Raw genomic sequence first — 13639 nt, 5'->3', positions numbered from 1 at the left:
GCCCGGACCAGGGCCGCGACGAGGTCCGCAAGGCCGAGGCCCGGCCGCCGCGGCGCGAACGCCCGGTCGATCCGGACTCGCCCTTCGCCAAGCTCGCCGCCCTCAAGGCGCAGCTTGAATCCGGCGACGGCGGCAAGCGCTGATCCGATGGGGAGACCGTCGCGGGAGCACCGGCCCGGTTGAGCGGCGAACGCCAGCGCCTCGACAAATGGCTCTGGTTCGCGCGCTTCGCCAAGACGCGCTCTCTCGCCGCACGCCTCGTCACCGACGGGCATGTGCGGATCAACGGCAGGCGGGCCGAGGCCCCGGCCAAGGGCGTCGCCGTCGGCGACGTGCTCACGATCGCGGCGCTACACGTCACGGCGCTGGTGCGCGTGGTCGATCTCGGGCAGCGACGCGGCCCGGCGTCGGAGGCCCGAGGGCTTTACGCAGAACTCGGCGGCGTCCAGGCGTCGCCGGACGATCCGGACACGCTGTAGCAGCCCCGCCCCACCAGCATGGCGGCGAAGCGACACCGGGTCGCCGAGGCGTTCCTGGCAGTCCGCATCGGCTTGTCAGCCCCGTGGGCAGCGGCTAAGGCGCACGAACGCGTGCAGCCCTGTTTCTGGGATCCACGCCGCCCGACGGGAAACCAGCGCCCGACGGACCGACACGGTCCGTCGCCGCACGCGGCAGGACAGGCCCGAGAAAGCGTACCGAGGACCGAGCAGCCCATGACCTACGTCGTCACCGACAACTGCATCAAGTGCAAGTACATGGACTGCGTCGAGGTCTGCCCGGTAGACTGCTTCTACGAAGGCGAGAACATGCTCGTCATCCATCCGGACGAGTGCATCGATTGCGGCGTCTGCGAGCCGGAATGCCCGGCCGAGGCGATCAAGCCGGACACCGAGCCGAGCCTCGAGAGCTGGCTCAAGCTCAACACCGACTACGCCAAGAGCTGGCCGAACATCACCCAGAAGAAGGACGCCCCCTCCGACGCCAAGCAGTGGGACGGGGTCGCCAACAAGCTCGAAGAGCATTTCTCGGCCAACCCCGGCACCGGCGACTGAACGGGATCGCCAAGGCGGCGACCGAGAGCCGCAGGCGGGGAAACTCCGCCTCGGGCCAGGCCGGGAAGGACCACCTCCATAGGGCCCGACGGGAGCGAACGCACCGCGAGCCGCCTGCGCGGACGCTTGGGCGTGCGCCGGCAATCCTTTGATTCGGAGCCCGGATTGTGGTAGACCTGTGTCTGCCGTCGCCTTCGCTTGACGTGCTCCCTCCGCCGTCCCCCTGCGGCTCCAGCTTTGGATAGAGGTTGCATGTGATCGACCGTGGAAAGCCCCGATGCTTTCCGCGGCGATCTAGTCTTTGCTTGGACGCATGGTGAGCCCGGGAGCCGGCGGGAGCGTGACGAGCGCCTGCCGGTCGAGTGGTGTGAGCCGGGTATCCCGACCCGGAAGTGACCCTGTGCGGACGCCGATCCGCGCGATGATCTGGAGCCCTTCTCGCATGACCACAGCCAAGAAGACGACGACCGTTGCAGGCCGTCAGGGCTTCAAGACAGGCGAAGCTGTCGTGTATCCGGCTCATGGCGTCGGCCGCATCACCGCGATCGAAGAGCAGGAGATCGCCGGCTACAAGCTCGAGCTGTTCGTCGTCGCGTTCGAGAAGGACAAGATGGTTCTGCGCGTTCCGACCGCGAAGGCCAACAGCGTCGGTATGCGTAAGCTGGCCGAGCCGGAGCTCGTCAAGAAGGCGCTCGACGTGCTCACCGGCCGTGCCCGCGTCAAGCGCACGATGTGGTCGCGCCGCGCCCAGGAATACGAGGCCAAGATCAATTCCGGTGATCTGATCTCGGTCACCGAGGTGGTGCGCGACCTGTTCCGCTCCGAGGCCCAGCCTGAGCAGTCCTACAGCGAGCGTCAGCTCTACGAGGCCGCCCTCGACCGCGTCCTGCGGGAGATCTCTTCGGTGAACAAGATCACCGAGACCGAGGCCCTCAAGCTGATCGAGCAGAGCCTCGCCAAGTCCCCGCGCCGCGCCAAGGCCGATGCCGACACGGATGGCGAAGCCGAGACCGACGACGTTCAGGAAGAGGCTGCCTGAACGGTATCCGCCGCCCCTTTTCATCCAACGTATTCGAGGCCCGGCGCACCACGCCGGGCCTTTTCTTTTGTGGACCATGCCGAACAGCAGCCCTTGAAAATCCCTCGCCTCGTTCCAGGCCGCAGTGCGAACTCCGCGGAACAACGGCGGTGGCAGGATTGTTGTGCCTGAGCCCAGCGAGGGCATGCCCGACCATCTCGGACGCGGCGCGGCTCCTGCTGTCAAAAGACTCTGACCAGAAAGGCACGACGGGGATGGCGGAAATCGCTGGAATTCGGCGTCAGTTCATACGGACCGCGATGGAGGCGCCGTTTCTCGCGAGAGACGAAGAACGCGGCCTCGCGGTCAGCTGGAAAGACCACGGCGACGAACGCGCCCTCCATCGCCTGATCTCGGCCCATATGCGCCTCGTCATCGCATTGGCCGGACGCTTCCGCCATTACGGCCTGCCCATGGCCGACCTCGTCCAAGAGGGCCATGTCGGCCTCATGGAGGCCGCTGCCCGCTTCGAACCTGAGCGGGAGGTTCGGTTCTCCACCTACGCCACATGGTGGATCCGGGCCTCGATCCAGGACTACATCCTGCGCAACTGGTCGATCGTGCGTGGCGGGACGAGTTCCGCCCAGAAGGCTCTGTTTTTCAACCTGCGGCGCCTGCGCGCCAGACTGATGCAGTCCACCGAGGAGCAGGTCGGCTCCGAGATCCATAGCCGCATCGCCATCGCGATCGGCGTCTCGACCAAGGACGTGGCGCTGATGGATGCGCGGCTTTCGGGTCCCGACATGTCGCTCAATGCGCCGGTCGGCGAGGAGAGCGAGGCTTCCTCCGAACGGATGGATTTCCTCGTCGACGGCGCCGCCCTGCCCGACGAGACGGTGACGGCTACGGTGGACGGGGAGCGCCGGCTGAGCTGGCTCAAGCAGGCCCTCACCGTCCTGTCGGAGCGGGAATTGCGGATCCTGCGCGAGCGCCGCCTTGCCGAGGATCAGGCAACGCTCGAAGCCCTCGGGCATCGCCTCGGCATCTCGAAGGAGCGTGTCCGGCAGATCGAGAACCGTGCCCTGGAGAAGCTGCGCCGCGCCTTGGCCGACCGTTTCCCGAACTCGGCGAACAACATCTACGCCTGAGATCGCCGGGGGCATCGATCATCGTGTTCGTCCCGCCGGGTCATGCCGGCGGGTTTTTCATGCTTTGTGGCTCGATAGTGCATCGGCGTTCCCGAAAACCGGCGGCCACGTTTCAGGCCGATGCACCATGATGCGTTTTTCACACGGCCGCGCGAAATCTGTTTCCGCCAACGGGCGGTTGTTCTCGTTTGAAATCCCGTAAGGATAGGATCGCGGCGTTCGACAATCCCACCCTCTCTCCAGTTCCGGCCGGCGCCCCTGTGAAACCCATTCCGTTTCTTGCGGCTCTCGTACCTGCCCTCGCGACCCTGGCACTCATCGCGGCGCTGCGGCACGGCTTCTCGTGGTACGACGCGGTCGCCCTGTTCTATGGCGCGCTTGCGTTGGCGGAAGTGGCCTATCTCGCCGTAGTCTTCCTTTTTCGAAGCGGCGGAATGCCGGCCGTTCAGGATCGAAGCGCGAAGACGGGTGCCGTAGAGTAGTCACGAGACGGGTCGATATCGCTCGATTCCGGGATGGGCATACCTCGGGCGGCGGTCGTCAGGATGGCATTGAGGCGCTTCGTCGCGAAGTCGATGAAGCTGCGCGCCTTGGCGGGCAGAAGCCGCGACGTCGTGACGATGTAGACGGGCGTCGGCGGAAGCCGCCATTCCGGCAACACCCGCTCTAGCTTTCCGGTGACCAGATCGCGCTCGACATTGATGAGGTTTGCCGACGTGATGCCTTGCCCGGACACGACGAAGCGTCGCGCCAGGCTCAGGCTGTTGCAAGAAACCGGGCCGCCGACCGTGACCGCCACCGTCTCGCTGCCACGCGTCAGGCTCCAGTTCGCGCTTGCCCCTTGGGAAGGGAGCACGAAGCGATGCTGGCTCAGTTCCTTCGGATGCTGCGGCCTGCCATGCGCGAGCAGGTAGGAACGCGACGCGAACAGACCGTTCTCGAGTTCGCCGACCTTTCGCACGATGAGCGAGGTCTCGCGCGGCTCCTCGATGGCGATGGCGAGATCGTAGCTGTCGCTGGCGAGGTCCACCGGCGCCGGCCTAAGATCCACGTGGATCTGGACATGCTCATGATCGCGGGAGAACTCCGAGATCACGCCGGACAGGTGACGCAGCACCCAGAAGTCCGGCGGCACGGCGATTTTCAGAAAGCCGCTCGGGCCTTTCGCCTGCGAAACCATGTCGTCGAAGGTGCGCTGCGCCTCCTCGACGAGCCGGGTCGCCTGATTGAGATAGGCCTCGCCGTAAGACGTCAAAACGAGTTTTCGCGTCGTCCTGTCGAGCAGACGCAAGCCCACGGCAGATTCAAATAGTGTTATGCGCCGCGACAATGAAGAAATCGGCATGCCGAGCGCAGCGGCGGCCTGACTGAAGCTTTTTCTTTTGGCCACCTCGACGAACAGGGCCATGTCTCGAAGAACTTGCGGATGCGGCATGAATGTCTCCGTGCCTCGTCCTCAGACCTCGACAAACTCCTCCCTAGGGATTGCCTCGCCCGCGAACCTCACAACCCCAATAGATCATACGTGGGCACGATCAACGTCAAGGTGCGTCATCCGCGCCATTCCGCTTAAAGAAACGTGTTTCCACCACATGAAACAATACATTTATGATGGTTTCTCGACCATTACGTACGTTTCCAGACGATAGGGTACGATTTTCTCATGCCGTGTCCGACCCGACTGCGTCGAGCCGACGATTCCAAGATTCCATCTTGAGGGATTTTCTTTCGACCAGCCGGCATCCACTTGGTCGAGAAGCACTCTAGCGGCGAGATGCCTCGAACAGCCAGTCGGGCCGTTGGATCGAGGCCGCGCAGATGAGAAATAACAATGCGACGAACATCGCGATGCTGCCTCCGGACAGGATCGACGTACTCGCGCCCGATACGCCACCTCCGACGACGGAGCCGAAGTTCATGACCGCCATGAACACTTCGAATTGGGTTGCCGCTCCGGGCCTGCCGCGGCTCGCGCGCATCAGCGCTGGCACCAGCGCCACGACGAGCAAGGTCGGCAGCGTGTTGGTAAGGCCGAGGATCAGGGGCACGGCGGTCGTGACGTGATCCGCCCGGATCAGGATCGCGGCGGCCCCGAAGCTCGCGGCACCGGCGAGGAACAGGCCCGTCAATGCCGGCAACGGGCCGGCTCGATCCGACCACAGGCCGATCCCGAGCGCTCCGACCGTGCCGCTCACCAGCGCCAGACCCGCCTGAAGCCGCGAGAGCGCCGAGGGGTCCCATCCATGGACCTGCACGGCTTCGACATTGAAGCGGACTTCGAACAGAGAGAGGGCGAAGTCGACGCAGAAGCAGAGGGCCAGGAGCCTCAGTGCCGTCGGACGGCGCAAGCCGGCGACCAGCTGCACGAGGAAAGCTCTGAACGGCAACGCGCTCGGTGCCGCGCCGGCCCGCGAAGCGAGCGAGAACAACGCATCCCCGGCCGCCTCCCGCACCAGAATCAGCGGGACGAGCGCCAACGAGCTCAGACCGATCAGGAGCGCGCTGCACACGAAGAAGCTCACGGAGGTGAGCAGCGTCGAGAACAGGGCCGCGCTCAGGCTGGTGCCGATGACGAAGCCGCCCCGGGTGCAGCCGCTCATCCGCCCGAACTCCGCCTCCGGCACGTGATCCATGATCATGCGGTCGCAGGCGGTGTCGAGGAGCGAGGCAAAAAGGCTGTGCAGGAGGAAGACGAGGCCGACCCAGCCGAGAGCGTCCGGCTTCGAGACGAACCAGAGCAACCCGAGGCTCGCCTGCGCGCCGAGGGCCGCACAGGCGGCCCAGATCCGTCGGCGCCCCATGCGCGCGCCGCCGGCCCGGTCGATCAACGCCCCCCACAGGAGCGGCTGCAAGGTCCAGGGCAGGCCCGCTATGGCGAAGTGCAGGCCGACCTCGCTCGCCGGAAGGCCCAGGCCGGCATAATGGTTGGCGAGCGCGGTCAGCGAGAAGCCCGCGACGAGTCCTTGGTAGAGATAGGCGCAGAAGAACACGACGTAGCGGGTGCCGCGCCGCCCGAGCGTCGGCAGCAGGCTCTCCCGCTCGCGCGACCCGACCGAGACACTCAAGCGCCGGCACCGTCCAGAGATGTGGCTAAGCCGTGGCCATTCCTGCGACTTGGAACGGCACCGAGGCCCATTACGTCCCTTCCCCATATCGGATCGCGTCCGCCGGCCGCGAGCCCCCCGCCTCGGCAGGCCGACGCTTCGTCCGCTTCGCTTCATGTCTTATCGTAGATCGCCGCCGGAAACCCGCGGGCGCTTCCCGGAACCTGCGTAGGGCGCACTCGGCCGTCGGAGAATCCAGTTCGATCCATGCCTGCTTCGACCCATGCCTGCGCGATGCGACGATGGCTTGGAAACGTGTCCGGCCACAGGACGGTCGGCTATGGCTTTCCGCATATCGTGCAGAAATGTCCCGCGCCCTTGAGCCGAGAACCCGCGACCCACCGAGAAACCGAGCAGGCGAAGCCGTGGTCTGGCGACGCGACGCTGCCCGGCCGGTCGCCGCCCGTACGGGGACGCCTGCCGTGACAGACCCCGCCTGGATCACCGCCGCACCGGGCCCCGTGCACGATCCGACGGTCTGGCGCATCGCCCTCACTCTCGGCGAGACGGAACGCCGCGCCTGCCTCTCAGCCCTTTCGGACGAGGAGCGCGGGCGCGCCGGCCGTTTTCTGCGCCAGGAGGATCACGACCGCTACGCCGCCAGCCATGCCGCCCTGAGGCGGATTCTGGCAGCCGCCCTGGTTGCCGATCCCGCCGAGCTTCTTTTCCGTACCGACGATGCCGGTAAACCGGAACTCGACGGCCCCTGGCGCGGCAGCCTCGCCTTCAACCTTTCGCATTCCGGCGGCATCTGCCTGATCGGCCTGTCGCCCGATACGCGTATCGGCGTCGATGTCGAGCTGATGAGGCCGATCGGCGATTGCCTGAGCCTGGCACGCAGCCATTTCACGGCCGGCGAGGCCGCGACCCTGGCGCAGCTTCCGGACGAGGCGCTTCCGGCCGCCTTCTATGCCTGCTGGACACGCAAGGAGGCCTTCGTGAAGGCGCTCGGCCTGGGGCTGTCCTTTCCCCTCGGCCGCTTCGCCGTCGCGATCCCGCCCGCCCCTGCCGCCCTCCTCGCGGTCGATGGATCGGCGCAGGCCGCGCGCGCCTGGAGCCTGCAGCATCTCACTCCCGCCCCCGGCCATGTCGGCGCCGTCGCCATCGATGCGCCGGGCCGGACCTGCATCCTGCGAAGCCTGGAACAGGGCTGGCTCACATGCCCCATGTGAACGCCGAAATCCTTTTGGCCAATCCGCTTGCGGGTCGACCAACCCACGGCTATAAGCCCGCTCGCTGGCCCAAGGGCGCAGCTTCGGAGTGTAGCGCAGTCTGGTAGCGCACCACGTTCGGGACGTGGGGGTCGCAGGTTCAAATCCTGCCACTCCGACCAAATTTCCCGAGAGCCCGCAGTCTCTTACTGCTTTCCCTCAGATCGACGTCTTAGAGCGTGGACCGCGTGACCGGCTTGCGGCCGATGTTGTCGGCCGCCTCCTGCTGGAATCCGGCGGCATGGTGTCGGCAGACCCGGACCAGCGTTTCGACCGACATGCCGAGGAAATCCGCAGCCTTCTCCACGAGCGGGCTGGCGTGAGATGACGAAGGCGCTGCTCGACTATCGCGACCTTCGTGCCGATCCGACGGCCCGCTCACCCGATATCGACGCCGGCCTGCATGTCCGAGGCGACGGCGGTAAGACGGAGTGACCTGCGACCGCCACATCCACCATCCGCGATCGCCGACGTCATCGGCCAAAAACTCACGCGATCGGATCGGCCGATGCGACATCCGGCCGGAAGTGTATGCGAGGTGAATGCACGAACGATTTGTGCTTTCGGCGACGGCAAGCTCCTGCAACTCGAGCAAGACCTTCGGCACCGGCAACAAGGAAGGCAGACGCGGCCGACCCCAGCGGCTTGACCCCGAATGCCCTTGTCAACCATGCTACCTTGATCCGAGGACTTGTGTAGAGCTTGAGCCGCGCACGGGATCGGGGTTGTCGTCGGAAGGCCGCAGGCCGGAATATGGACGAAACTTATCAATTGCGCGAAGTGATGGATGACACCCGCGAGTTACGCGAAAGGCTCACGCGCGCGTGGCAGACGACCCTGGAGGTCGCGATCGAGCAGGGAATGCCGGCACGGGCCGTGATCGAGACCATGGTCACCGTAGCGCATGAACGCTATTCCGATTGCTTCGGGCTGGCGGCCGCCGCCAATTATCTACAGCTTCTGGCGGAACAACTGCGCGACATCGAAAAAAACGACACGGAAAGTCTGATCAGCGGCGACGAAGCGCTCGTTTTTGCTAGCGGCGAAGACGTGGAGATGGCCATAGATCCGAACTGGCTCGTCGATGGAAAGGCATCTGGTTAAAATATTTCTTGGCCGATCGATTTATATACTATAATCGTATCCGCCAGGTCGGAAATCACACTGGAACCGCCTCGTGAACCGATCTCTATCAATCGACGCTTGTTTTGCACACGTTCCGAGTCTTGCGCAGCCAAGGCGACCCCATCGGTCCGGTTGAGCGCAGACTGCAATTGCGACACGACCGCTCGGTAGCCGAAGCCCGAGCCTCCAAGCCGGCCGAATGTCAGCCCTACCGTCCACGTTCTAGCAAAAGCGCAAGACCTCCCTGCCCGCGCGAAGACGCAGCGAAGTTGCACCCTGGTCGCGCTTGCGCGGCATTCGGAAGCTTGCGGATTCGGTGGCGGCAGTTTCGGTGATGTGCCGGCCCCTCCCTTTTCCGGCGATCTGGCCCTTTGCGCGCCTAACGGGAAATCTAGCGCGCTTCGATCGCACCTCACAGACTCGCTCCTGCCTCATTTAAATTTAGATTGGGCTCGAAGAACACGCCTTCTCTTAGATCTCATTCGATCGGCCCGAAGTCTCTATTGTGTTCCCAGGCGCCAGATCATTAACATAAGTTCTCGGTGCCAAAGGGCGGATTCGAGAATTCAGACGCTAGTTTTTCGTGCCGATCCGTCGTGTCGGACACCGTTACGGTTCGCCGAACAGGGCCTGGGTGACCCTGCGGCCGCAGTGTCGGAAGGGGTAGATGTGAGCCGAAGCGATGATTGATGCCGTGCGAGACGGGACGCCGGCACAGGCGGAGCAGCCGAGTGCGGGCTCGTCCGCGGGGCAGCCAGGATCCCGCTCGGATTCCGGCCTGAGTGCACTGGCCCTGGTCGCATCGTTCCATCAGGTCCAATGCGAACTCAGTCAGGTCCGGCACGAACTCGGCCTCGGCACAGGGGCGGCATCGCCCGTGGACATCGTCCGCGGCGCCAAGCTGATCTCGCTTCGAGCCCGCCTCCTCCGCAACCAGAAGCCGGAAAGGCTGGAGCGGGTACCGTTGCCGGCCATCATCCAGTGGGACGACGACAGCTTCCGGCTTGTCGGCCGCCGTCTGGAGGACGGCACCTTCCGCATCATCGATCCGGCCGCCCGGACTGCGGAGCACGTCGATCGGGAGCGCGTCTTCGAGCGCTGGAACGGGACGGTGATCCTGATCGCGCGCCGCGCCAGCCTCGCCAAGATCGTCCAGGATTTCGGCCTGACCTGGTTCCTGCCCTCGATCTGGCGCTACCGTAAACCGCTGGCCAGCGTCATCATCGCGTCGCTGTTCATCCAGATCTGCGGCCTGGTCACGCCGATCTTCTTCCAGATCACCATCGACAAAGTGCTGGTCCACAAGGGCTATTCGACCCTGACGCTCGTAGCGGTCGGGCTTGTGGTGCTCGGGCTGTTCAAGGTGATCCTACAGCATCTGAGGCAATACATCCTCACGCACACGACGAGCCGCATCGACGTCGAGCTCGGCGCACGCCTGTTCGATCATCTGCTGCGTCTGCCGCTCGGTTACTTCGAGACCCGCGCCACCGGCCAGACGGTGGCCCGCGTGCGCGAACTGGAGCAGGTCCGGGCGTTCCTCACGGGACAGGCGCTCACGGCCGCGATCGACGTGCCGTTCACGCTGATCTTCATCCTGATCCTCTTCGCCTATTCCCCGCTCCTCGGCCTGATCGTGACGCTGTCGATCCCCTGCTACATCCTCGTGGCAGTGATGCTGCGTCCGATCCTGCGCGAGAAGACGCTTGAACAGTTCAACCGTTCGGCGCTCTCGAACCAGTTCCTCATCGAGTCGATCGTCGGCATCCACACGATCAAGGCCATGGCCGTCGAGCCGACGCTGCGCGTTCAGTGGGAAGAGCGGCTCGCTGCCTACGTCAACACGTCCTTCGTGACCTCCATCCTCGGAAGCATCGGCCAGAATGCGATCCAGTACATCAATGCGGTGACGTCGGCGCTGGTGTTGTTCTTCGGGGCCTATGCCGTGATCGACGGCGCCATGACGGTCGGCAGTCTGATCGCATTCAACATGATCATGGCGCAGGTCACCGCGCCGATCCTGCGCCTGAGCCAGCTCTGGCAGGATTTCCAGCAGGTGAAAGTCTCGATCGAGCGCCTCGGCGACGTGCTCAACTCGCCCGTGGAAACGCGCGCCACCGCTCAGGCGCATCTGCCCCCGGCCACGGGCCGCCTCACGGTGCGCAACGTCTTCTTCCGCTACCAGCCGGGAGCGCCGGAGGTGCTCCGCGACGTCTCGATCGACATCCCGGCAGGGCAAGTCATCGGGATCGTCGGACCGTCGGGAAGCGGCAAGTCGACCTTCACCAAGCTCCTGCAACGCCTCTATGTCCCGGAGAAGGGGCAGGTTCTCGTCGACGGCATCGACGTGGCCCAGGTCGATCCGGCCTGGCTGCGACGGCAGATCGGCGTGGTGCTTCAGGAAAACCTGTTGTTCAACAAGACCGTGCACGAAAACATCGCGCTCGCAAATCCGGCGCTCACCCGCGCGCAGGTGATCCAGATGGCGAGACTTTCGGGCGCCGACGAGTTCGTCAACCGGATGCCGCACGGCTACGACACCATGATCGAGGAGCGCGGCGCCAACCTTTCGGGCGGCCAGCGCCAGCGCCTCGCCATCGCGCGAGCCCTCGCTACGAATCCGCGCATTCTGATCTTGGACGAGGCGACCTCGGCGCTCGACTACGACAGTGAACGGATCATTCAGGACAACATGAAGCACATCGTCATGGGCCGCACCGTGGTCGTGATCGCCCACCGCCTCGCGGCCGTGCGTGGATGCGACCGCATCATCACCATGCAGGACGGACGCATCGTCGAAGACGGCTCGCACCGCGAGCTGGTCGGTCGGCCCGGCAGCCTCTACGGCCGGCTTTGGCAACTTCAGTCCTACCATGGTCCCGAGCAGGGATCCGCCGCATGAATGCCCGGCCCGGTCCGATGCCGCCCCCCGAACCGACCAAACTCCCCGCCACCGAGTCGAGGGCCCGCTCGCTTCTGCCCGTACTTCGCGTTGGGACCTTGCCGACACGGGCGCTGGCCCAAAGGATCCGGACCTTCGCGAACACGCGCGAGGACCAGGAATTCCTGCCGGCCCATCTCGCGATCCTGGAGACACCGCCCTCCCCGCTGGCGATGGTGTTCACCTGGACCATCTGCGCCCTGTTCGCCTCCGCCTTGCTCTGGAGCTTTCTGGCCAACCTCGACATCTATGCCGTCGCCTCGGGCCGCGTTCAGTCGAGCGGCCGCTCCAAGGTGCTGCAGCCCTTCGAGACCAGCAAAGTCGAGGCGATCAACGTGTCCAACGGCGCCCGGGTCAAGGCTGGCGACCTCCTGATCAGTCTCGATCCGACCGATGCGGGCGCTGACCTCGCCGGTCGCGTGAGCGATCTCGAGGCTCTCGGCGCGCAGATGGCGCGCCGCGTCAGCACGATCCAGGCGATTCGTGAGGGTCAGAAGACGGCCGAGCCGGCCTATGCGGAGACGACGCCGCTGCCGATCAAGATGCGTGAGACGGGGGCCATGACCGCCGATCTCAATCAGTACCACGCCACCCGTCTGGCTCTCGAATCCCAGATCGCCGAGAAGGTGGCGACCGAGCAGCGGCTGACCGCGAGCATCGCCGCCCGCGAGCGCCTGCACGCCGTCCTGAGCGAGCGCGCCACCATGCGCGAGACCCTCGTATCCCGTTCCGCCGGCACGCGCGCGGCGGTCATCGACGCGCTGCAACAGGTCGAGCAGGTCGCCGCCGACCTCGCCTACGATCAGGGGCAGAAGCAGGAGGCGAAAGCCGGCATCGATTCGCTGCGGCGCCGGATCGAGCAGCTGACCAGCGAAACGATCGCCAAGCAGGCCCAGTCCCTGACCGAGATCGCGCAGAAAGTGGACAGCCTGCGCCAGGACGTGATCAAGGCGCGGCTGCGGCGCGAGCGCATGGAATTGCGTGCGCCCATCGACGGCACCGTGCAGCAGCTCGCGGTGACCACGGTCGGCCAAGTGGTGACGGCCGGTCAGCCCCTCCTCGTGCTGGTGCCGAGCGACGGTCCGTTCGAGATCGAAGCGCTCCTTCTCAACACGGATATCGGTTTCGTGGCGCCCGGCCAGAACGTGACGGTGAAGGTCGATTCTTTCCCGTTCACCCGCTACGGGACCGCCGAGGGGAAAGTCGTCCGGGTCTCGCGGGACGCGGTCGACGAACGGGATGCGAGCGGAGCGACCGACACCCTCTCGGTGGTCCGAAGCCAGGGCGTGTCTGCGGCGAACGGTACGCCCCGGACGCAGAACCTCGTGTTTCCGGTCACCGTCGAGGTCTGGAAGAACAACATCGTGTCGGACGGTAAGCCCGTCGTGCTGACACCCGGCATGACGGTTCAGGTGGAAATCCAAACTGGCACGCGCCGGGCGATCGATTACATTCTTTCGCCGATCCGGGAGACGACCTCCACGGCGGGGCACGAGCGCTGAGGCGAGGTCTCATACCCGCGGAGCTTGACCGAGCCCGGTCCGAGGCGTCCGCCGCACGAGCGGCGGCGCGCGTTCGCGCTTGCCAACGGCCGCGTGCGAGAGTCGACGTCGACGGTCGTTGGTATCATTGCGCCGAGATGCATGCCCTCGGCAGAGCCCGAGCTTCGTTCGGATCATCGCGGAACATTCAGACCGCTGCCGCGACAGGAAGCCTGTTCTCGTTCATGCGGAAGATGGTCGAAGCGACAGCGGGTGCCCTGCTGAACTCCGGGCTATTGACAAGTTCTCTTGCGATACGTTCGGCGAGGACCTGGACTTTTCCGAGCCTTCGGCAGGCGGCTTCGGCTGCGGCGGTGTCCTGCAGCGAGGAGAGCTCGATGGCGTCGAAGGCATCGAAGAGCCGTGTTCCGGCCTCTCTCCATTCTGGTCTGTTTTTGAGGACCTCGCAGAGTGCCTTGATCATGCGTGCGGAGAGCATTCCGGGTTCGTTGTTGGCGGTCTGCGTGACGCATTGCAGGGCGGTGATGAGGGTGTCTGC

At 65.2% G+C, this 13639-nt stretch carries 11 protein-coding genes, 1 tRNA gene and 1 pseudogene; 9 read left to right on the top strand and 4 right to left on the bottom strand.

Translation table 11 applies throughout. The features are described from left to right. The first annotated feature begins 179 nt into the window (after nt 1-179). The 4 genes from FV217_RS20020 (at nt 180) to FV217_RS20005 (ending at nt 3218) form a co-directional block, all read left to right on the top strand. Nucleotides 180-479: an RNA-binding S4 domain-containing protein gene (locus tag FV217_RS20020; RefSeq protein WP_147819200.1), complete on the top strand. Its 300-nt coding sequence runs from the start codon at nt 180-182 to the stop codon at nt 477-479. 234 nt (nt 480-713) lie between these two features. Next, entirely contained in the window at nt 714-1052 is a 339-nt protein-coding gene (gene fdxA / locus FV217_RS20015) for a ferredoxin FdxA (RefSeq protein WP_147819198.1), read from the top strand. Between the two features lie 442 nt (nt 1053-1494). Continuing rightward, nucleotides 1495-2091, top strand: a complete 597-nt coding sequence (locus FV217_RS20010; RefSeq protein WP_147819197.1) for a CarD family transcriptional regulator — start codon at nt 1495-1497, stop codon at nt 2089-2091. Between the two features lie 254 nt (nt 2092-2345). Further along, on the top strand, nt 2346-3218 hold the full coding sequence (locus tag FV217_RS20005; protein WP_147819195.1) for an RNA polymerase factor sigma-32: 873 nt from the start codon (nt 2346-2348) through the stop codon (nt 3216-3218). Between the two features lie 445 nt (nt 3219-3663). Here the strand turns inward: FV217_RS20005 and FV217_RS20000 are convergent, their stop codons facing one another. Continuing rightward, on the bottom strand, nt 3664-4626 hold the full coding sequence (locus tag FV217_RS20000; protein ID WP_238232799.1) for a LysR family transcriptional regulator: 963 nt from the start codon (nt 4624-4626) through the stop codon (nt 3664-3666). A gap of 355 nt (nt 4627-4981) precedes the next feature. Next, complete coding sequence (locus FV217_RS19995) at nt 4982-6283, bottom strand: MFS transporter (RefSeq protein ID WP_238232798.1); 1302 nt, start codon at nt 6281-6283, stop codon at nt 4982-4984. A gap of 461 nt (nt 6284-6744) precedes the next feature. Between FV217_RS19995 and FV217_RS19990 the strand changes: the two genes are divergently transcribed. Beyond that, nucleotides 6745-7494 carry a 4'-phosphopantetheinyl transferase superfamily protein gene (locus tag FV217_RS19990; RefSeq protein ID WP_187272648.1) on the top strand — a complete coding sequence of 250 codons (750 nt, stop codon included), beginning with the start codon at nt 6745-6747 and terminating at the stop codon, nt 7492-7494. An 84-nt stretch (nt 7495-7578) separates the two neighbouring features. After that, nucleotides 7579-7655: transfer RNA gene (locus FV217_RS19985), tRNA-Pro, on the top strand. Nucleotides 7656-7705: 50 nt separating this feature from the next. On the opposite strand, the gene FV217_RS23725 is transcribed toward FV217_RS19985, so the two are convergent. Continuing rightward, nucleotides 7706-7840: a hypothetical protein gene (locus tag FV217_RS23725; RefSeq protein WP_281407181.1), complete on the bottom strand. Its 135-nt coding sequence runs from the start codon at nt 7838-7840 to the stop codon at nt 7706-7708. 446 nt (nt 7841-8286) lie between these two features. Here FV217_RS23725 and FV217_RS19980 point away from each other — a divergent pair, with 446 nt between their 5' ends. From FV217_RS19980 to FV217_RS19970, 3 genes are all read left to right on the top strand, one after another. Then, nucleotides 8287-8637 carry a hypothetical protein gene (locus FV217_RS19980; protein ID WP_147819188.1) on the top strand — a complete coding sequence of 117 codons (351 nt, stop codon included), beginning with the start codon at nt 8287-8289 and terminating at the stop codon, nt 8635-8637. Between the two features lie 703 nt (nt 8638-9340). After that, the gene (locus tag FV217_RS19975; RefSeq protein ID WP_147819186.1) at nt 9341-11560 is read left to right on the top strand and encodes a type I secretion system permease/ATPase; all 2220 of its coding nucleotides are present in this window, start codon (nt 9341-9343) and stop codon (nt 11558-11560) included. Further along, a complete protein-coding gene (locus tag FV217_RS19970; RefSeq protein WP_147819184.1) occupies nt 11557-13101 on the top strand; it encodes an HlyD family type I secretion periplasmic adaptor subunit in 1545 nt (514 codons plus the stop codon). The genes FV217_RS19975 and FV217_RS19970 overlap by 4 nt, the downstream gene beginning before the upstream one ends. A 187-nt stretch (nt 13102-13288) precedes the next feature. Here the strand turns inward: FV217_RS19970 and FV217_RS23050 are convergent. Continuing rightward, nucleotides 13289-13639: pseudogene (locus tag FV217_RS23050) on the bottom strand (hypothetical protein); the annotation flags it as partial.

Origin of the sequence: Methylobacterium sp. WL9, assembly GCF_008040035.1 — a bacterium.
GTDB lineage: Bacteria > Pseudomonadota > Alphaproteobacteria > Rhizobiales > Beijerinckiaceae > Methylobacterium > Methylobacterium thuringiense.
Note: the sequence above shows the minus strand (reverse complement) of the source record. Positions and strands in the feature narration are given on the sequence as shown.

Coding starts and splice junctions, on each gene's coding strand:
- fdxA (WP_147819198.1), top strand. CDS start 714: ATGACCTACGTCGTCACCGACAACTGCATCAAGTGCAAGTACATGGAC.
- FV217_RS20010 (WP_147819197.1), top strand. CDS start 1,495: ATGACCACAGCCAAGAAGACGACGACCGTTGCAGGCCGTCAGGGCTTC.
- FV217_RS20005 (WP_147819195.1), top strand. CDS start 2,346: ATGGCGGAAATCGCTGGAATTCGGCGTCAGTTCATACGGACCGCGATG.
- FV217_RS20000 (WP_238232799.1), bottom strand. CDS start 4,626: ATGGCCCTGTTCGTCGAGGTGGCCAAAAGAAAAAGCTTCAGTCAGGCC.
- FV217_RS19980 (WP_147819188.1), top strand. CDS start 8,287: ATGGACGAAACTTATCAATTGCGCGAAGTGATGGATGACACCCGCGAG.
- FV217_RS19975 (WP_147819186.1), top strand. CDS start 9,341: ATGATTGATGCCGTGCGAGACGGGACGCCGGCACAGGCGGAGCAGCCG.
- FV217_RS19970 (WP_147819184.1), top strand. CDS start 11,557: ATGAATGCCCGGCCCGGTCCGATGCCGCCCCCCGAACCGACCAAACTC.